This is a genomic window from Lentibacillus salicampi, assembly GCF_004565465.1.
GTDB lineage: Bacteria > Bacillota > Bacilli > Bacillales > Amphibacillaceae > Lentibacillus > Lentibacillus salicampi.
Map to the genome: position 1 here is coordinate 67,602 of NZ_SRHY01000002.1, position 19,456 is coordinate 87,057.

Below are 19,456 nucleotides of genomic sequence, written 5' to 3' on the forward strand. Positions count from 1 at the left end.
CTTATCTGACCGGATAACATCCCATGCAGAGTCTGACAGTCTTTCAAGGAGTTGCCGAAGTTTGTACCATGAGGATACCGTTTATGTTGTAGGCGAAGCAAAATCTCCGGAAAATAATCCGATCACGAAACAGTATGAGACGTTTTTTGTTGGCTTTGTCATTGATAAAACGAATGGAAGAATTGTCGATGCTGAGTGCACGGCTGTTATTGATATCACCAAGAAGTTTGTACAATCATTGTTTGTTGGTCAGACGATTTCAGATGACGACCAAGTAACGGCAGTGATTACAAACCGCTATTTAGGGTCTTCACAGAAAGCACTGCTTGTCGCTTACCGGCATGCACGGAAAAAGTTTGAAGAAGCTTTTAATTATTGATCATCATCTAAACTGCTTTATCTATCCAAAACGTGGATAAAACCCAGTTGATATGGATTTACATTCTGTCAGCTGGGTTTTTTCTGTATGATTTTCATGGGTCAAACGGAAAAGGCAAACGATCAGTTTCATCAGGAAGAACAGAAGAGAGGGGAATTTTTCATGATACAAGACGGTTTTTTATACTTAGGGCTCATGATTGGTGTGGCCGGGCTGATAGCTTATATTGAAAAAAGCTCTGATAGCAAGTTGTTTAAGTTTGTACCGGGTATTGTTCTTATATATATCGTTGGGGCTATTTTAAAAACAACGGGGGTGATCGGCGATACGGAATCGATTGACAATACGTATGGAACAGTTCGTGATGCCCTTTTGCCGGCACTCATTTTGCTCATGCTATTAAACTGTGACTTGAGAAAGCTTGTAAAACTTGGGCCAAAGATGCTGATTGGGTATTTTACGGCGGTGCTTAGTATTATTGTTGGTTTTACAGTGGTTTATTTATTATTCGAGTCCCTTTATGCCTCGGAAACATGGCAGGCGTTCGGTGCACTGGCGGGAAGCTGGACAGGTGGATCGGCCAATATGGTGATTGTTCAGGGGATTCTCGAGGTTCCGGAAAATATTTTCGGTTATGCGCTTGTGATGGATACGATCAATTATTCAACATGGGTCATGATCATGTTCTGGCTTGTGCCGTTTGCAGCGGTGTTTAATCGCTGGACGAAGGCGAACACCACACATCTTGATGAAGTTAGTAAGGAATTAATGGAAGAACAGACGGACAAAACAGAGAATACCTCTTTTGTTCACTTGATGGGTCTATTCGCAATCGGCATATTCGGTTCCGCAGTAGCAACGAAACTCGGCAGCCTGTTGCCCTCCTATGGTGATATTGTCAGCGGCCTAACGTGGACTATCTTTATTGTGTCCGTCGTTGGTGTGCTGCTCGCGATGACGCGTGTTTCCAAAGTTCCCGGCTCATTGGATGTGGCCAATGTTCTGTTGTATGTCGTGATTGCTTTGATTGCATCCCGTGCAGACTTCACGCAACTGTTCCAAGCACCGATTTACATTGTGTCCGGTTTTATCATTCTGCTCATCCATGCATTGTTCATGGGTCTGGCAGCTAAACTCTTCAAGCTTGATTTGTTCACGCTTGGTGTATCCAGTCTGGCCAATATCGGTGGCATGGCCTCAGCACCGCTGCTTGCTGGCGCTTATAACCGAGCGCTCATACCGATTGGTGTTGTGATGGCATTGGCTGGGTCATTTCTCGGGACCTATTTCGGGTTACTGACTGCGCAAATTTTATCCATGCTCTAACGGGCGGGGGACACAGGGTCTGACCCCGTGTCCCATTACGACAAGGGGGAAATCACGTTGAAAATTACTGAAATTCGGACCAATAAGACATCCAAACCGTTGGAAAAAGCTTTTAAAACGGCACTCCGGGAAGTTACGGAAATTGAAGTGATCGATGTCGTAATTAAATTGGAAAATGGAGCGGCCGGTATTGGATCAGCCGCCTCCACCTGGAAAATTACGGGCGAGTCACTTGCGAGTATTCAGGCTGCCATTGACGGGCCCATCAAACAAGCTGTTCTCAATCGTAATATTGAGGAATTGGAGGATATTTTAATAAAAGCCGAGGCAAGCTGTGTAGGCAATACGAGCGCTAAGGCAGCGGTCGACATTGCCCTGCATGATGCCTATTGCCAAATCTTCCACCTTCCGCTTCATCAGTATCTCGGTGGAGGTGCAGAGTTCCCGGTAACCGATATGACAATTGGCATTGACGCTCCAGAGATCATGCAGCAGGATGCCAGGGATCGCGTCGGGCAGGGGTATCATACGCTGAAAATAAAAGTTGGCAATGATGAGCAAATCGACATCAGCCGCATACAAAAAATTCGCGAGTCTGTTGGCGATGAAGTAGCATTGCGACTTGATGCCAATCAGGGGTGGAATCGGAAACAGGCTGTCAATGTAATTTGTTATTTAGAAGCGAATGCAAGCATTGAACTGGTTGAACAGCCGGTGCCGGCAAATGATTTCGAGGGGCTGAAATATGTGCGCGATCGTGTTGATACACCGATCATGGCGGACGAAAGTCTTTTTTCACCATTTGATGCATTTCGATTGATCAAAATGGAAGCTGTCGATTTATTGAATATTAAACTGATGAAAAGCGGCGGGATTCGCCGGGCAAAACAAATTGCCGATACGGCGCAAAGTGCAGGTATTGAATGTATGATTGGCAGTATGATGGAATCAAGCGTGTCAGTAACCGCCGCTGCCCATCTTGCTTATGCACACAGCAACATTACCCGCTTCGATCTTGATGCGGCATTATGGTTGAAAGACCAGTCTTCAGAAGGGGGCATCACGTGGCACGGCGCAACAGCTGAACTATCGCATAAACCGGGTCTTGGGTTTGGATGAATTTGGCCTGAAATATTTAAGGGAAACATAGGGTACACTGAAGGAAAAGAGAAAAAGCCATTCGTAAAGGTGATGCCGTCATGTATGTCAGGATTGAATTAGCATACACAACACCCAAAGGGACAGAAACATTCTTCAGTTCCGATGAGATGCCAGCAGCCAAAGCACTTCTGCTTGCTGAAGATCTGAAAAAAACCGGTCGTGCAACAGAGATTATGTTTGTGGATAAACACGATAGCAAATGGACGATGAAGAATCTAAAGAAACAAATGGAGGCCATTCAAACCGAACCCTACGAGGTGATAGTCTATTTTGACGGTGGCTTTGACCGGGTAACCAAAACATCCGGCCTGGGTTGTGTTATTTATTATGAACAAAATGGTAAGTCCTGGCGCCAGCGTAAAAATGCGTTGATCGAGGAGCTTGATACCAATAACGAGGCTGAATATGCAGCATTTCATTTAGCTGTAAGAGAACTGGAACTATTAGGTGTGCATCGTTTATTGGTTAATTTTGCCGGAGATTCACAGGTGGTGATCAATCAGCTAAAAGGTGAGTGGCCGTGTTATGAGGCAGCATTAAATCGGTGGGCTGACCGGATTGAACATGATCTGGACAGACTGGGAATTGATCCGGAATATCAGGTTGTTTCACGAAAATATAATCAGGAAGCGGACCGGTTGGCATCACAGGCTTTAAAGGGTGTTGAGGTAACGAGCGTGATCGAGCTATAGCGCTTGATTGATGACGGTTGGTAAATTACACGAGATGAAGTATAAGAGAATCGTCTGTGAAAAGTCTTCTCACGGTTAAAAAACCACGTAAAGACCCCTGAAACCATCGAGAGAAGGTGCCTCACGATGAAAAGAGGTCGTAAAAGCGCCTGAAACCATCAAGAGAAGTTGTCTCACGATGAAAAGAGGCCTTGAAAGCGCCTGAAACCATCGAGAGAAGTTGCCTCACGATGAAAAGAGGCCGAGAAAGCGCCTGAAAGCATCAAGAGAAGTTGTCTCACGATGAAAAGAGGCCGTGAAAGCGCCTGAAACCATCGAGAGAAGTTGCCTCACGATGAAAAGAGGCCGAGAAAGCGCCTGAAACCAACGATAACCCCCCACTTCAAGATTTTGAGGTGAGCCCGAAAAAGATAAGTAGGGGATCAACTGCCCGCAAAGGTCCGATTCTGTTCAGGCCTGCACGATGCAGGTCATAAAGGCGTTGCCATAGGATATGGCGGTTTTAGCCTTTGTTCAAAGATAAGAAAGTATAAAATTTTTGTCTATATTAAGCTCTTTGGCAGCAATAGTCATGTCCAGCGCCCACCCCCTCGAGGTCTTAAGCAATCATTTTACGTGGCAAAATCCGCCACTACAAATTCTTGCTTAAGCTTTTCGGGGGTGGACAAGGCACCCCGCGCTTTTCTTACTTCTCTTCAGTGGGGGTGGAAAGGAAACCCTCACTAAATGAAGTTTCACTTTATGTCACGCAAAAACCCCGGCACACATCACGTGCCAGGGTTTCATTGAGGAGAAGAGTCTTCCGATTTTTTGATTTCATTAACTCGAAGCTTTAAGTGTCTCCTGCTGAACATCTTCCACTTTTTCTATCCAGTCAAATGGATCCTGGATTTTTCCGTATTGGATACCAGTCAACGTGTCATACAGACGCTTGGCAATGGTTCCGGTTTTTCCCTGATTGATTTCAAGGTGTTTATCCCCGCGAACCAGCTGGCTGATTGGTGAGATAACGGCAGCTGTGCCGGCACCGAATGCTTCTTCCAGTTTGCCATCCTTATGTGCCGTAACCACTTCTTCAAGTGAAAGTCTTCGCTCTTCAACCGGAACATTCCAGTATTTCAACAGCTGAATAACGGAATTTCGGGTGACACCTTCCAGAATACTGCCATTCAAAGCAGGCGTGACAACTTTTCCGTCAATCTTGAAAAAGACATTCATGCTGCCGACTTCCTCGATATACTTCCGATCAACGCCATCAAGCCATAGTACCTGGGCTATCCCGTCTTCAGCAAGTTCCTGTGCTTTCAGACTTGCTGCATAGTTTCCGCCGGTTTTCGCTTCGCCGGTCCCGCCTTTTACAGTGCGGACATACTCGTGTTCCACTGCTATTTTGACCGGGTTGATGCCTTCTTTGTAGTACGCACCAACCGGTGATAAGATAATAATAAATTTATAATGACTCGATGGTGACACACCGAGATAAGGTTCGGTTGAAATGATAAACGGCCGGATATACAGAGATGTTCCTTCAGCTTCAGGAATCCAGTCTTTTTCCAGTCCGATGAGCTGCTTGAGTGCTTTCAGTGCAAACGCCTCATCAATCGGCGGGATACAAAGCCTGCTGTTGGAATGATTCATACGCTTGAAGTTGCGCTGCGGCCGGAATAATTGGGCATCCTCATCCGGTGTACGATAGGCCTTCATCCCTTCAAAAACGGATTGGCCGTAGTGAAAAACCATTGCCGATGGGTCGATCGACAGCGGCTCGTATGGCACAATGCGCGGATCATGCCATCCTTTATCATCTGTGAAGTCCATCAAAAACATATGGTCTGTAAAAATTCTTCCAAACTCCAGCTGGTCTGCTTGGGGTTTTTCTTTACCTGAAGAACAGAGATCCGTTCGAATTACTTGTTCCTCCTCCATGTCGCCATCCCCTTGTGTAAAAAGTTGTATTCAATCATAGAATATTTTCGGGGTAAAAGCAAGCCCAAAATTTGATTTCTTTCGTTTTGTTAAAATGTTATAAAAAATTAGCCTTTTTTCGCTTAGAAGTTTGTGCTACAATACTTGAATATTTAATCTAACAGCTTCTGGAGGGATAACATGAAAACATTAGAGAAGATCAGTAGCTTTGCGGGTAATACGTTTGCTGTCTGGGTCATTTTATTTGCTGGTCTAAGTTTAATTTTTCCGGGAGGCTTCGCGTGGATCGCGCCTCACGTGTCGCTGCTGCTGGGAATTATTATGTTCGGGATGGGGTTGACGCTGACGCTGGACGATTTTAAAGGCGTGCTCAAAGCGCCGGTAAGTGTTCTCATCGCTGTTGCGGCACAATATATCATCATGCCGCTGGTGGCATTTGGTCTGGCAGTGGTCTTTCAACTTCCACCGGAGATTGCCGCCGGGGTTATTTTGGTCGGCTGCTGCCCAGGCGGTACAGCCTCAAATGTGATGACATTTCTTGCCAAGGGGAACACAGCATTGTCTGTGTCGGTCACAGCTGTATCAACCATCCTGGCGCCGATTTTAACGCCAGCGCTAACATTGCTATTTGCCAGTCAGTGGTTGCCGGTCTCTGCTGCGGATATGTTTATGTCGATTGTGCAAATTGTGCTTATTCCGATCGTGTTAGGCATTGTTGTCCGCTTATTGTTCAGTAAACAAGTTGATAAAAGCATCAAAGCATTGCCGCTGATCTCCGTTATCGGGATTGTAGCTGTGGCGGCGGCCGTCGTTGCGGTTAACCGTGAAGATATTCTCACGACCGGTTTGCTGATCTTTACTGTTGTCATTTTGCATAACGTATTGGGTTTATTGATTGGCTACGTGCTTGGAAAATTACTTAAGTTCGACTTTGCGGACCAAAAGGCTGTCTCGATTGAGGTCGGCATGCAGAATTCAGGGCTTGGGTCGGCATTAGCGCTTGCACACTTTTCGCCAATAGCCGCGGTTCCGAGCGCCTTGTTTAGCGTCTGGCACAACATATCCGGTCCGATTTTGGCAACATGGTGGGGGAAACGGAGTGACGAATCTCCAACTGATGACGCCCATAACAAAGCAGGCTGATTAAACAACGGAAAAGACGTGAACATCGAAGGTAGGGGGGTGAATATCAACGGTGAAAGAGCGAGCATCAACGGTGGAGGAGCGAACATCGAGGGTAGAGGAGTGAACATCAACGGTGGATGCTCGAACATCGAGGCTGGAGGAGTGAACATCAACGGTGGATGCTCGAACATCGAGGGTAGAGGAGTGAATATCGACGGTGGATGCTCGACCATCGAGGGAGGAGGGGTGAATATCGACGGTGGATGCTCGGACATCGAGGCTGGAGGAGTGAACATCAACGGTGGATGCTCGACCATCGAGGCTGGAGGAGTGAACATCGACGGTGGATGCTCGGACATCGAGGGAGGAGGAGTGAACATCAACGGTGGATGCTCGACCATCGAGGGTAGAGGGGTGAATATCAACGGTGTATGCTCGGACATCGAGGGTAGAGGAGTGAATATCGACGGTGGATGCTCGACCATCGAGGGTGGAGGGGTGAATATCAACGGTGTATGCTCGGACATCGAGGGTAGAGGAGTGAATATCGACGGTGGATGCTCGACCATCGAGGGTGGAGGGGTGAATATCAACGGTGTATGCTCGAACATCGAGGGTGAAGGAGTGAATATCAACGGTGTATGCTCGGACCTCGAGGGTGAAAGAGCGAGCATCAACGGTGTATGCTCGGACATCGAGGGTGAAAGAGCGACCATCAACGGCAAAGCCCCGACCATCAACGGCAAAGACTCGACCATCAACGGCAAAGCCCCGACCATCAACGGCAAAGACTCGACCATCAACGGCAAAGCCCCAACCATCGATGTTATTGTGCACAACGCCAACCCCTCCGGGATACATGCGCATCTTAAGCACCCGCCGGCATACAAGCAATAAAAAAAGATTGAACGATTTGAAAATTAAGCCTATAATAATTTGAAAAGAAAGGTGGACTGCTTGATGGAAAAAGATTTACGGATCAAAAGCCAGGTATTCAGTGATGATACGATGCGAGCGCCGAACCGTGCCATGCTGCGGGCGGTTGGTGTAACCGATGAAGATTTTAAAAAGCCGATGGTCGGTATCGCTAGTACGTGGAGTGAGGTCACGCCATGTAATATTCATATCGATGATTTGGCTGTCAGCGCTAAGAAAGGGGCACGGGAAGCGGGGGCGACACCGCTTATTTTCAATACGATTACAGTGTCGGATGGCATTTCAATGGGGACGCAGGGAATGCGCTATTCGCTGCCGAGCCGCGATTTAATTGCTGACTCGATTGAGACGGTAGTTGGCGCAGAAAGCCTGGACGGATTTGTCGCCATCGGAGCTTGTGATAAAAATATTCCGGGCTGCATGATTGCGATTGCCAATGCTGACGTTCCTGCCATTTTCGTTTACGGTGGAACGATTGCACCGGGGTCGCACAATGGCAAGGACATCGATCTTGTTTCCGTATTCGAAGGTGTCGGCAAACATAACAACGGGGACATTGACGACCAGGAGCTCAAAAACATTGAGTGCAGAGCATGTCCTGGCGCCGGTGCGTGCGGCGGCATGTACACCGCCAATACGATGGCATCAGCGGTTGAAGCGATGGGGATGAGTCTGCCAGGCAGTGCGTCGAATCCCGCTGAATCTGAGGAAAAAGCAGCGGATTGTGCCGCTGCAGGAGAAGCGTTGTACAAGCTATTGGAAAAAGGTATTTATCCTAAAGATATTATGACGAAAAAAGCGTTTGAGAATGCGATGACTGTTGTCATGGCACTTGGCGGCTCAACCAATGCCATCCTGCACTTACTGGGAATGGCGCATGCTGTCGGGGTCGATCTCGAGATTGACGATTTTAACCGGATTCAGGAAAAAGTGCCACACTTAGCCGATTTGAAACCAAGTGGGCAGTATGTCATGCAAGATTTGCACCGTGCAGGCGGCGTACAAGCTGTCATGAAGCTGCTTTATGAAGCAGGTTACTTGCATGGCGACTGTTTGACGGTAACCGGCAGAACAGTTGCGGAAAACCTGGCGGAAGCACCATCTCTGGCAGAGGAGCAAAAAGTGATTGCACCGCTCGATAATCCAAAACGTACGGATGGTCCGCTGATTGTTTTGAAAGGCAACCTAGCGCCACGAGGGGCGGTTGCGAAAGTGTCCGGTGTCAAAGTAAAGCGCCATACCGGGCCTGCACGTGTCTTTAATACTGAACAGGAAGCGACCGATGCGGTTAGAAAAAATGAAATCAAAGAAGGAGATGTGCTGGTAATCCGCTATGTCGGACCAAAAGGTGGGCCAGGTATGCCTGAGATGTTATCCGTTTCCAGTTTGCTTGTCGGGAAGGGCATGGGTGAAAAAGTGGCCTTACTGACAGATGGCCGTTTTTCCGGTGGCACCCATGGACTTGTCGTCGGTCATATTGCACCGGAAGCACAAGTCGGCGGTCCAATCGCATTTTTGCAAGAAGGTGACAATGTGACGATCGACTCTGACAAAAAAGAAATTACAGCTGATGTATCTGAAGACGAATTTGAACGCCGCAAGCAGGGATGGACGGCACCGCCACTGTACAAAAAAGGTGTCTTGGGCAAATATGCGCACAATGTCTCCTGCTCTTCAAAAGGAGCTGTAACAGATTTTCAGGACGCATAAATCGGGACAGGGGGTCAGACCCCTTGTCCCGATTTTTCTTTGTGAAAATGGGACAAAGGGTCTGACCCCGCGTCCCATCAATGAAATTTAAGCCCTTTTTCCTTTGTAACAAAATTGAAATAGTTCAGTTCACTTAGCGGAGTGGCGTCATTGTAAGCGTATACAATTATTTGGACTTATCAAAAGCGTCAAAAAAATTTTAAAAAAGCTGTTGACCGTTTCGGAAAATCAGTATATGATTAACGGCAATATTAATTTTTGATTTTTCGAAGTTAGCGAAAAAGTGGTTCGCGTAACGAATCAATTTTAAACACAAAAACACGATGACGGGAAAAAAGGAACATGCCACATGCATTTGCAGAGATTCGGGGTTGCTGGAAGCCCGGAAGTGCATATTGTTCCGACATCTTCCCTGAGTGCCTTGTTGAACGGGGATCCGGGCCCCTATTAGGCTTGGCCGGGTGCAGGCTCATGCACCTGTTATCAAATCAGCTGACCAACTTCTCAGCTGGCAAGATAGTATTTGCGAAGATACTATGAAATCGGGTGGTACCGTGGAAAGATGACTCTTTTCTCCCCAATAATTCTGTAATTTGCAGTTTTGTGTGGGAGAAAAGGGTCTTTTTTTAATTCGCTGGATAAAAACTCTGAAGAACCCTTACAGCAGGGAAAAGGCCTTACGTTTTTACAAAAATACCAAAGGAGGCGAGCAGCAGTGAATGTTAAGGCTGAGCAGGAATTGAGAGAAGTACAAGAAAAGGTGACCGGTGCAGATTTACTGATTCAGACTTTGACAGCTGCCAATGTGGATACCATGTTCGGTTATCCGGGAGGAGCGGTACTGCCGATTTATGATGCGCTATACCGCAATGATGCACCGTTTAGGCATGTGCTGACCCGTCACGAACAGGGGGCAGTCCACGCAGCAGAAGGTTATGCACGGGTTACTGGAAAGCCAGGGGTAGTCCTGGCAACCTCGGGGCCCGGCGCGACGAATCTGATTACAGGCGTTACCGATGCGATGATGGATTCATTGCCGCTGGTTATATTTACCGGTCAAGTTGCGAGCAATGTCATCGGGACGGATGCCTTTCAGGAGTCAGACGTGATGGGGATTACGACACCTGTTACGAAATACAACTATCAGGTTCGGGATCTGAGAGAGCTGCCACGGGTCGTCAAAGAGGCTTTTCATATCGCATCAACTGGACGGCCGGGGCCGGTGGTTGTGGATATTCCAAAAGATATTTCATCAGGGGTATCAGAGGTCAGTATCGAGCAGGAGGGTGACTGCCATCTGCCTGGCTACCAGCCGAACAAAAAGCCGAATCCGTTGCAGATCATTAAACTGGCGGACGCGATCAGCCGGGCGAAAAAGCCGCTGATTCTTGCCGGTGCGGGCGTAGTTTCTGCTGAAGCATCGGAGGAACTAAAGGCATTTGCGGAAATGCATGAACTTCCGGTCGCCAATACGCTTCTTGGTCTGGGAGGCTTTCCAGGAACACACGAATTGTCGCTGGGCATGGGAGGCATGCATGGCTGTTATGCCGCTAACATGGGGATTTATGAGTGTGATTTGCTTATCAATATCGGGGCACGGTTTGATGACCGGCTGACAGGCAATTTGAAGCATTTTGCTCCCAATGCCAAGGTAGCCCATATCGATATTGACCCGGCGGAAATCGGTAAAAATATTGAAACGGAAATACCGGTTGTCGCTGATGCCAAAAAAGCGCTGGAAGCATTACTGGAAACCGACCTAACGGCTTGCGATCACGAGGAATGGATGGACGTATTACGCCAGAATCAAACGGATTATCCGTATTGGTACGACCGGTCGGAAGGATTTATCTCACCCCAATGGCTGACCAGCCAGATTTACCGGGTGTCGGAAGGTGAGGCGATTGTGACAACCGATGTCGGGCAGCATCAAATGTGGGCGGCGCAATATTATTCGTTTGCCAAACCCAACCGGTGGATCACATCAGGTGGGCTCGGAACAATGGGATTCGGCTTCCCCGCTGCAGTCGGCGCCCAACTGGCAGCACCGGATGAACTGGTTGTCGCACTAGTCGGTGATGGTGGCTTCCAGATGACATCACAGGAACTCTCCGTGATTAAAGAACGGCAGCTACCGGTCAAAGTGGTGATCATCAATAATCAGTCGCTCGGCATGGTTCGCCAATGGCAGGAAAGTTTTTACGACAAACGGTATTCCGAATCAATATTTTCGGAAAATCCCGACTTTGTCAAACTGGCTGAATGTTACGGGATTCGCGGTATGAAGGCGGAAAAAGAATCGGACGTAACAGAAGTGCTGGAAGAGGCGTTTGCCTATGACGGTCCGGTGGTGATTGATTGTCATGTCGTCCAGGAAGAATGCGTCTACCCGATGATCGCCCCTGGAAAAGGACTCCACGAAATGATAGGGGTGAGGCGATGAGACGGATTATCACAGCCGATGTGCAGGATCAGAGCGGTGTCCTGAACCGGATCACCGGGATGCTCCATAAACGGCAATTTAATATCGAAAGCATTTCAGTCGGAAAATCCGAACGCAATGGGATATCGAAAATGACATTCGTTGTAGAAGTCGGCGATGATCAGAAGCTGGAACAATTGACGAAGCAGTTAAACAAACAAATTGATGTCTTGAAAGTGAAAGATATAACGGATAAGGCGATTGTGGCACGGGAACTGGCGTTGATTAAAGTTGGCGGCAGCGGCCAGCAGCGTGCTGAAATCCAAGGGGCGATCAACCCATTCCGGGCATCTGTAATTGATGTGAGTAAGGATAGCCTGACAATCCAGGTGACGGGCAAACCGGATAAAGTTGAAGCGCTGATCGCGTTGTTAAGACCATATGGCATTAAAGAACTGGCACGCACAGGTATGACGGCATTTCTGAGAGGATATCAGCCTCAGGAAGTGACAGAAATCAATTCCCATTTGGTTTAAGAGATTGTTCACAAAGCCCGGTGAAAATGACACAATTATAAACTTTGAGGAGGACGAAAATCATGTCAAAAGTACTTTACGAAAAGGATATTCAAAAAGAGGTATTGCAGTCGAAAAAAATCGCGGTTGTTGGTTATGGCTCACAGGGTCATGCCCACGCTCTCAATCTCCGGGAAAGCGGCTATGACGTTGTGATTGGCCTGAGACCGGGTAAATCGCAGCAAAAGGCAGAAGATGACGGCTTTGCTGTGAAACCGGTCGCCGAAGCTGTCAGCGAATCAGACGTTGTGATGGTTTTGCTTCCTGATGAACGTCAGACAACAGTTTATGAAGAAAGTATTAAGCCAAACCTTAAGGCGGGCAATGCGATAGCATTCGCGCACGGGTTCAATATTCATTTTTCCCAAATTGTTCCACCGAGCGACGTCGATGTCTTTATGGTTGCCCCAAAAGCACCCGGCCATCTGGTACGGCGCACATATGAAGAAGGCGGTGGTGTTCCGTCACTATACGCTGTATTCCAGGATGTCACCGGGAATGCGAAAGAAATCGCACTCGCTTATTCCCAGGGCATCGGTTCAGCCAGGGCTGGCGTTCTGGAAACGAGCTTCCAGGAAGAAACGGAAACCGACTTGTTCGGTGAGCAGGCCGTATTATGCGGCGGGCTGACCAGTCTTGTGAAAGCGGGATTCGAAACATTGACTGATGCCGGATATCAGCCGGAAGTTGCTTACTTTGAATGCCTCCATGAAATGAAACTGATCGTTGATTTGATGTATGAAGGCGGCATCGAAAATGTACGCTATTCGATTTCCGATACGGCCCAATGGGGTGACTTTGTTTCCGGCAAGCGTGTCATCAATGACGAAACGAAGGAACGGATGAAAGAAATTCTGTCTGAGGTTCAATCAGGTGAATTTGCCAAAGGATGGATTCTGGAAAATCAGGCAAACCGGCCGCAATTCAATGCGATCAATACAAGGGAAAATAATCATCAGATCGAACACGTTGGAAGGGAGCTCCGTGAGTTAATGCCTTTTGTCAAACAGCCACTGCAGGCAAAACAAAAAAATGAACAAAAGGATGTGACGGCACATGCCACCAATTAAAATTTTTGATACGACACTAAGGGATGGTGAACAGTCACCAGGCGTCAATTTGAATAAACAGGAAAAACTGGAAATTGCCAAGCAACTGGAGCGCTGGGGTGTGGACCGGATGGAGGCAGGATTCCCTGCTTCCTCCAAAGGCGATTTCGAAGCAGTCAAGGAAATTGCCAAAACGATTAAAAGCACATCTGTCACCGGGTTAGCAAGGACCGTCAAATCAGATATCGATACGGCATGGGAAGCCCTTAAATATGCCGAAGAGCCGCGTCTGCACCTGTTTCTGGCAACATCGCCGATTCATATGACCTATAAATTGAAGCAGACACCGGAGCAGGTCATGGATAATGCCGTTAGCATGGTTAGCTATGCACGGGAGAAGTTTCCGCAAGTCGAATGGTCGGCAGAAGATGCATCCCGATCAGATTTGACCTTTCTGACTCAAATCATTGAAAAAGTGATTGATGCTGGTGCAACCGTCATCAATCTGCCGGATACAGTCGGCTACACAACACCTGCTGAGTATGGGGAGATGTTCCGTTACATCCGTGAAAATGTTTCAAATATTGATCAGGTTGAACTTTCCTGTCATTGCCATAATGATTTGGGATTGGCTGTTGCCAACTCCATCGCAGCAGTTGAAAATGGTGTCACACAGGTGGAAGGTACGATCAATGGCATTGGAGAGCGGGCAGGCAACGCATCACTTGAGGAGGTAGCAGTCGCATTGCGCGTCCGGTCCGATTATTACGAGTATAGTACTGGATTGAAGCTCGATGAGACGAAACGCACGAGCGATCTGATTGCCAAACTAACCGGTATGTATGTGCAGGCGAACAAAGCTATTGTCGGACGCAACGCCTTCCAGCATGAGGCAGGGATTCACCAGGATGGTGTCTTAAAAAATAAAGAAACCTATGAAATTATGACACCTGAAATGGTAGGTGTGAAAGTCAATACCTTGTTCCTTGGCAAACACTCTGGACGCCATGCTTTCAAAGACCGGGTGACTGAACTAGGCATTGAACTTTCCGAGGAAAAACTAAAAGAAGCCTTTGAAATGTTCAAACAGTTGACCGATCGCAAAAAAGAAGTAACCGATGATGATCTGTACACGATTTTAATGGAAATTCAAACCGATACCGCTGCAGTTAATAAATATAATCTTGAGATGTTCCAAGTGCAGTATGGGACAGCAAATATTCCGACTGCAACCGTTTCCCTGACAACACCGGATGGCAAGACCGTCCAGACCGCACAAACAGGCCAGGGAAGTGTCGAAGCCTTATATAAGACGCTGGACGCATTGATTGAGGAAGATCTGCAATTGACCGATTATCAACTCAATTCTGTCGGACGCGGCAAAGATGCGCTAGCTGAATCGCACGTCCAGCTGATCGTGGGCGGCGAAACGATGAATGGGAGAGGCACCGCACAGGATGTTCTGCAGGCTTCAGTCAATGCTTTTTTAAATGCCGTCAACCGCTATATGATTCAACAGTATACGTCGAAAGAGGAACAAGCGGTTAATAAATAGAATCGATTGCTTTATAAGGTCACCTTTTAATGCTTTTAAATGACTATGGTCAATTTAGCAGTTGTCATATACGAAGACTCCTGAGGGACAGTGTTCACTGAATGAAATGCGAGTGCCGTTCGTTGAAGCTTGTGGTGAGTCCACGGAAATATCGTGTATGTCAACTGCGCCAGCAAGTAAAGAGCCATTAAACAAAGGAGGGGAAGTCAATGAATAAACAGATCGTTCTGCTTCCGGGGGATGGGATTGGCAGTGAGATTATGGAATCGGCCGAAAAAGTCCTGGATGCAGTTGCCGGCGAATTCGGCCATAGTTTCACACTACAAGAGCACGCAATTGGCGGTGCGGCGATCGATCAATACGACACGCCTCTACCGGAAACGACCATTGAAGCGTGTCAAAAGGCCGATGCTATTTTACTCGGTGCTGTCGGCGGTCCAAAATGGGATGCCTTGCCCGCTGACAAACGGCCGGAAAAAGGCTTGTTAGGGATCCGCAAAGAACTGGGGCTGTTTGCGAATCTGCGCCCGGTCAAAGGATTTCCGTCATTGCTGCATGCTTCCCCGCTGAAAGAGCATATCATTGATGGCAGTGATATTTTAATCATCCGTGAATTGACGGGTGGGCTCTACTTTGGCAAACCAAGTGAACGGCAGAATAACGGGAATGCTGTTGTCGATACACTGCACTATCACCGGGATGAAATGGAGCGGATCATTGATAAGGCATTTCAAAGCGCCCGCCTAAGACATCACCATCTGACATCTGTTGACAAAGCCAATGTTTTGGAATCCAGCCGGATGTGGCGTGAAATTGTCGAGGAAAAAAGCAAGGCGTATCCTGATGTGGTTGTTGAACATTTATTGGTTGATGCCGCCGCAATGAAGCTGATCACACAGCCTGATCAATTTGATGTCATGGTGACGGAGAATATGTTCGGTGATATTTTAAGTGATGAGGCTTCAGTTCTGACAGGTTCCCTTGGGATGCTGCCATCCGCGAGCGTCCGTTCTGACGGTGTCGGCCTGTACGAACCAGTCCATGGATCGGCTCCTGACATTGCCGGGGAGGGAATCGCCAACCCATTGGGTACCATTCTTTCGGTAGCATTAATGTTGCGTCACTCGTTCCAGATGGAAGCAGAGGCTGCAGCTGTTGAACGGGCGGTCCGTGAATGTCTTGAACAAGGTTATTATACCTCGGATCTTCATATAACCGATGGCCAGCTCGTCAGTACGGCGCAAATGACGGAAGCTGTTTTGGAAAATATGACGGTTAAAAGTGTTTCAGACAGTATTTGCAGTATGTATGTCTAATAGAGGGCGTTCAAAAAGTTCGGTGTTATTGTTCTTTTTGAACATGCATAATATGGAGGTGACAGAATGGGGAAACCGGAAACGCTTGTTGAAAAGATTTGGAAACAGCATGTCGTGCATCATGAGCCTGAAAAGCCGGATTTAATGTATATCGATTTGCATTTGGTGCATGAAGTGACGTCCCCGCAAGCGTTTGAGGGACTCCGCTTGAATAATCGAAAGGTAAGAAGGCCGGATTTGACGTTTGCGACAATGGACCATAATGTTCCGACGAAAAACCGGGATGTCATTCAGGACCAAATTTCCAAAAAGCAAATGGATGCACTACGGAAAAACTGTAAAGACTTTGGCGTGACACTGGCCGATATGTATCATCCAGATCAGGGCATTGTTCATGTGATCGGCCCACAGCTCGGGCTGACACAACCAGGCAAAACAATTGTCTGCGGTGACAGTCACACATCTACCCACGGGGCATTTGGTGCTTTGGCATTCGGCATCGGCACAAGTGAAGTTGAGCACGTGCTGGCCACACAGACACTGTGGCAAAAACCGCCGAAAACGTTGAATGTCCATGTGGAAGGTGACCTCGGAACCGGGGTGACGGCAAAGGACTTAATTCTGGCGATCATTTCGAAATTTGGCGTGCGGTTCGGCACTGGCTATGTGATGGAATATACCGGCGAAGCGATCCGAAACTTATCAATGGAAGGCCGGATGACCGTTTGTAACATGTCGATTGAAGCCGGTGCCAGAGCCGGATTGATCAGTCCAGATGAAACAACAGTGGAATTTTTGCGCGGCAAACCGAACGTTCCACAGGGTGAAGCGTTTGATGAAAAAGCTCGCGAATGGCTGGCGCTGGCAACGGATGAAGGTGCCGAATACGATGAGACGGTTATGATCAAAGCTGAGGAAATCGAACCGCAAGTGTCATGGGGCACAAACCCCGGCATGTGTGTACCGGTCAGCGGCAGCACACCTGATGTTCATGAATCGGATGATGTGGCGCGTGCGCTGGAGTATATGGGACTTGATGAAAACCAGCCGATCCAGTCAATTAACATTGATCATGTGTTCATCGGTTCCTGCACAAACTCGCGCATTACCGATTTGCGCAAAGCGGCTAAGATTGTGGAAGGGCATCAGGTCAGTGATCACGTCAGGGCGATTGTGGTACCCGGATCATTCGGCACAAAGGAACAGGCGGAAAAAGAAGGATTAGATGCGATTTTTAAATCAGCTGGCTTTGAATGGCGTGAAGCCGGATGCAGCATGTGTCTGGCGATGAATGATGATGTGGTCCCGCCGGGCGGCCGTTGTGCATCGACATCGAACCGCAATTTTGAAGGCAGACAGGGAAATGGCGCCCGCACACATTTAGTCAGTCCGGAAATGGCAGCCGCCGCAGCTATTGAAGGCCATTTTGTCGATGTCCGGCAGTTTGCAGCAAACGTGTATAGTTAGGAGGTGCTGAACATGGAAGCGATTCGTGAGCATCAAGGAGTGGCTGTTCCGTTAGACCGAACAAATGTCGATACGGATCAGATTATCCCGAAGCAATTTTTGAAGCGGATTGAACGGACCGGATTTGGTCAGTTCCTGTTCTATCACTGGCGATTTGATGATGATGGGAATAAGCGTGAAGATTTTATTCTGAATCAGCCGGCCTATGAGGAGGGGTCGGTCCTCCTGGCAGGTGAAAATTTCGGCTGTGGTTCGTCAAGGGAGCATGCGCCATGGTCACTTCTGGACTATGGATTCCGTGTGATTATTGCGCCAAGTTTTGCGGATATTTTTTATAACAATGCATTAAAAAATGGTATTATCCCTGTTCAAATGGATGAGGAGCAGGTTCATCAATGGATGAAACAGGCAGAAAACGAAGAACTCGTTTTAACGGTCGACCTGGAAAATCAGATCGTGTGCGATGATAATCAGGATGTTCATTTTGATATTCCGGCATACCACCGGGAAAACCTACTAAATGGGCTGGATGATATCGGCCTCACTTTACAGCACGAAGATAAAATTACTGCGTTTGAGCATGCGGTTCGGGCATAGTAAATATCGATCATCATTTCATTAGAAGGAGCGTGAAGATGTTGGGAATTCGCTAACAGGTGACCTCATTGCTGAAGCACGGGATCGTTTGGCGACAGTGGTTCACCGGACACCCATTGTAAGATCAGCGACAACGGACGCACTGGTCGGAAAACATGTTTATTTTAAAATGGAAAATCAGCAGAAAACCGGTTCATTCAAGTTTCGAGGTGCCAGTTTTAAACTGATGCAGCTTTCAGATGAACAGTTGCAAAAAGGTGTAATTGCCGCATCTGCCGGCAACCATGCACAGGGGGTAGCAAATGCCGCAGCGAAATTGAACGCACGAGCAACGATTTTCATGCCGGAAAAAACGCCAGCGGCCAAAGTAGACGCTACACGTGCATATGGTGCGGAAGTAGTACTGACCGGAGAGTCGTTTCAGGAAGCTTATGATGCGTCGATGAAACGGCAAATGCAGACAGGAGCAGAGTATATCCACCCGTTTGACGATTATGATGTTATGGCCGGACAGGGCACGATAGCGCTCGAAATGCTGCAGCAGGAAGACCGGATTGATACGATTCTGGTCCCTGTTGGCGGCGGCGGGCTGATCAGTGGTATCGCCGCTGCTGTCAAACATATGAGCCGGCATATCAAGGTGATCGGGGTTCAGTCAGCCGGTGCGTCTGCCATGTATCAAAGCTACTATCATAATCGCATGAAACGGCTTGATCGGGTCTCGACCATTGCTGAAGGGATTGCCGTTAAGCAGCCGGGAGAACGGACATTGCCGCTTATCAACCAATATGTTGATGAGATGGTCACGGTCACCGATGAAGAGATTGCGTCGGCCATCGTTTATATGCTCGAACGCAACAAGACATTGCTGGAAGGTGCTGGAGCTGCCGCCCTGGCTGCACTGTTTGGACATCACATAGACTCAGAGCACTGTGGTACAATCGTCAGTGGTGGTAACATGGACATCAGCACATTGCCGACAATCCAGCGGCTGGCGAAAAAACTACATCAATCGGCGTGATCCTTGTGAGTTGTATCAATAGCCTGCACATTTGGTTGTGCGGGCTATTGTTTTTTTATAGAAATCACAGCAATATGTGCAGCGTGATATGATTATAGCATAAGTGTGTAGTATTTATGTGGTAAACGTCACACAAATCATTCCATTATTAGAAAATGAATTTGTCGTCATGTCAAACTTCACTTATAATGAAAGAAAT

Annotated in this window: 16 protein-coding genes; 15 read left to right on the plus strand and 1 reads right to left on the minus strand. The window is 47.7% G+C overall.

Translation table 11 applies throughout. The features are described 5' to 3' along the window. Positions 1–61 precede the first annotated feature (61 nt). From E4U82_RS02625 to E4U82_RS02640, 4 genes are all read left to right on the plus strand, one after another. A complete protein-coding gene (locus E4U82_RS02625) occupies positions 62–379 on the plus strand; it encodes a DUF3870 domain-containing protein (protein WP_135108486.1) in 318 nt (105 codons plus the stop codon). A 162-nt stretch (positions 380–541) separates the two neighbouring features. Next, positions 542–1,705, plus strand: coding sequence for a DUF819 family protein (locus tag E4U82_RS02630; RefSeq protein ID WP_135108646.1), 1,164 nt, complete (start codon positions 542–544; stop codon positions 1,703–1,705). Between the two features lie 57 nt (positions 1,706–1,762). Next, the gene (locus E4U82_RS02635; protein ID WP_135108487.1) at positions 1,763–2,824 is read left to right on the plus strand and encodes a dipeptide epimerase; all 1,062 of its coding nucleotides are present in this window, start codon (positions 1,763–1,765) and stop codon (positions 2,822–2,824) included. Between the two features lie 80 nt (positions 2,825–2,904). Continuing rightward, positions 2,905–3,558 carry a reverse transcriptase-like protein gene (locus tag E4U82_RS02640; protein ID WP_135108488.1) on the plus strand — a complete coding sequence of 218 codons (654 nt, stop codon included), beginning with the start codon at positions 2,905–2,907 and terminating at the stop codon, positions 3,556–3,558. An 819-nt stretch (positions 3,559–4,377) separates the two neighbouring features. Here E4U82_RS02640 and E4U82_RS02645 read toward each other — a convergent pair. Next, positions 4,378–5,484 (minus strand): branched-chain amino acid aminotransferase, encoded by a 1,107-nt coding sequence (locus E4U82_RS02645; RefSeq protein ID WP_135108489.1) that lies wholly within the window; start codon positions 5,482–5,484, stop codon positions 4,378–4,380. Positions 5,485–5,664: 180 nt separating this feature from the next. On the opposite strand from E4U82_RS02645, the gene E4U82_RS02650 reads away from it, so the two are divergent. The 11 genes from E4U82_RS02650 to ilvA all read left to right on the plus strand — a co-directional run bounded on the left by E4U82_RS02650 (position 5,665) and on the right by ilvA (position 19,257). Next, on the plus strand, positions 5,665–6,627 hold the full coding sequence (locus E4U82_RS02650; RefSeq protein WP_135108490.1) for a bile acid:sodium symporter family protein: 963 nt from the start codon (positions 5,665–5,667) through the stop codon (positions 6,625–6,627). An 18-nt stretch (positions 6,628–6,645) separates the two neighbouring features. Further along, positions 6,646–7,506, plus strand: coding sequence for a hypothetical protein (locus E4U82_RS02655; RefSeq protein WP_135108491.1), 861 nt, complete (start codon positions 6,646–6,648; stop codon positions 7,504–7,506). A 63-nt stretch (positions 7,507–7,569) separates the two neighbouring features. Further along, the gene (gene ilvD, locus E4U82_RS02660; RefSeq protein WP_135108492.1) at positions 7,570–9,255 is read left to right on the plus strand and encodes a dihydroxy-acid dehydratase; all 1,686 of its coding nucleotides are present in this window, start codon (positions 7,570–7,572) and stop codon (positions 9,253–9,255) included. Between the two features lie 715 nt (positions 9,256–9,970). Further along, entirely contained in the window at positions 9,971–11,698 is a 1,728-nt protein-coding gene (ilvB, locus tag E4U82_RS02665; protein ID WP_135108493.1) for an acetolactate synthase large subunit, read from the plus strand. Further along, positions 11,695–12,213 (plus strand): acetolactate synthase small subunit, encoded by a 519-nt coding sequence (gene ilvN, locus E4U82_RS02670; protein ID WP_135108494.1) that lies wholly within the window; start codon positions 11,695–11,697, stop codon positions 12,211–12,213. The genes ilvB and ilvN overlap by 4 nt, the downstream gene beginning before the upstream one ends. 62 nt (positions 12,214–12,275) lie before the next feature. Beyond that, positions 12,276–13,322, plus strand: a complete 1,047-nt coding sequence (gene ilvC, locus E4U82_RS02675) for a ketol-acid reductoisomerase (RefSeq protein ID WP_135108495.1) — start codon at positions 12,276–12,278, stop codon at positions 13,320–13,322. Further along, a complete protein-coding gene (locus E4U82_RS02680; protein WP_135108496.1) occupies positions 13,309–14,856 on the plus strand; it encodes a 2-isopropylmalate synthase in 1,548 nt (515 codons plus the stop codon). The genes ilvC and E4U82_RS02680 overlap by 14 nt, the downstream gene beginning before the upstream one ends. A gap of 209 nt (positions 14,857–15,065) precedes the next feature. Next, positions 15,066–16,172 (plus strand): 3-isopropylmalate dehydrogenase, encoded by a 1,107-nt coding sequence (gene leuB / locus E4U82_RS02685; protein WP_135108497.1) that lies wholly within the window; start codon positions 15,066–15,068, stop codon positions 16,170–16,172. 66 nt (positions 16,173–16,238) lie between these two features. Then, positions 16,239–17,639, plus strand: a complete 1,401-nt coding sequence (leuC, locus tag E4U82_RS02690; protein ID WP_135108498.1) for a 3-isopropylmalate dehydratase large subunit — start codon at positions 16,239–16,241, stop codon at positions 17,637–17,639. 12 nt (positions 17,640–17,651) lie between these two features. Further along, positions 17,652–18,236 (plus strand): 3-isopropylmalate dehydratase small subunit, encoded by a 585-nt coding sequence (gene leuD / locus E4U82_RS02695; protein ID WP_135108499.1) that lies wholly within the window; start codon positions 17,652–17,654, stop codon positions 18,234–18,236. Positions 18,237–18,324: 88 nt separating this feature from the next. After that, positions 18,325–19,257 (plus strand): threonine ammonia-lyase, encoded by a 933-nt coding sequence (gene ilvA / locus E4U82_RS02700; RefSeq protein ID WP_245183504.1) that lies wholly within the window; start codon positions 18,325–18,327, stop codon positions 19,255–19,257. Positions 19,258–19,456: the final 199 nt, after the last annotated feature.

Excerpts from the sequence above, each read along its gene's own strand:
- E4U82_RS02630 (WP_135108646.1), top strand. The coding sequence starts at position 542 with ATGATACAAGACGGTTTTTTATACTTAGGGCTCATGATTGGTGTGGCC.
- E4U82_RS02640 (WP_135108488.1), top strand. The coding sequence starts at position 2,905 with ATGTATGTCAGGATTGAATTAGCATACACAACACCCAAAGGGACAGAA.
- E4U82_RS02645 (WP_135108489.1), bottom strand. The coding sequence starts at position 5,484 with ATGGAGGAGGAACAAGTAATTCGAACGGATCTCTGTTCTTCAGGTAAA.
- E4U82_RS02650 (WP_135108490.1), top strand. The coding sequence starts at position 5,665 with ATGAAAACATTAGAGAAGATCAGTAGCTTTGCGGGTAATACGTTTGCT.
- ilvD (WP_135108492.1), top strand. The coding sequence starts at position 7,570 with ATGGAAAAAGATTTACGGATCAAAAGCCAGGTATTCAGTGATGATACG.
- ilvN (WP_135108494.1), top strand. The coding sequence starts at position 11,695 with ATGAGACGGATTATCACAGCCGATGTGCAGGATCAGAGCGGTGTCCTG.
- ilvC (WP_135108495.1), top strand. The coding sequence starts at position 12,276 with ATGTCAAAAGTACTTTACGAAAAGGATATTCAAAAAGAGGTATTGCAG.
- E4U82_RS02680 (WP_135108496.1), top strand. The coding sequence starts at position 13,309 with ATGCCACCAATTAAAATTTTTGATACGACACTAAGGGATGGTGAACAG.
- leuB (WP_135108497.1), top strand. The coding sequence starts at position 15,066 with ATGAATAAACAGATCGTTCTGCTTCCGGGGGATGGGATTGGCAGTGAG.
- leuC (WP_135108498.1), top strand. The coding sequence starts at position 16,239 with ATGGGGAAACCGGAAACGCTTGTTGAAAAGATTTGGAAACAGCATGTC.
- leuD (WP_135108499.1), top strand. The coding sequence starts at position 17,652 with ATGGAAGCGATTCGTGAGCATCAAGGAGTGGCTGTTCCGTTAGACCGA.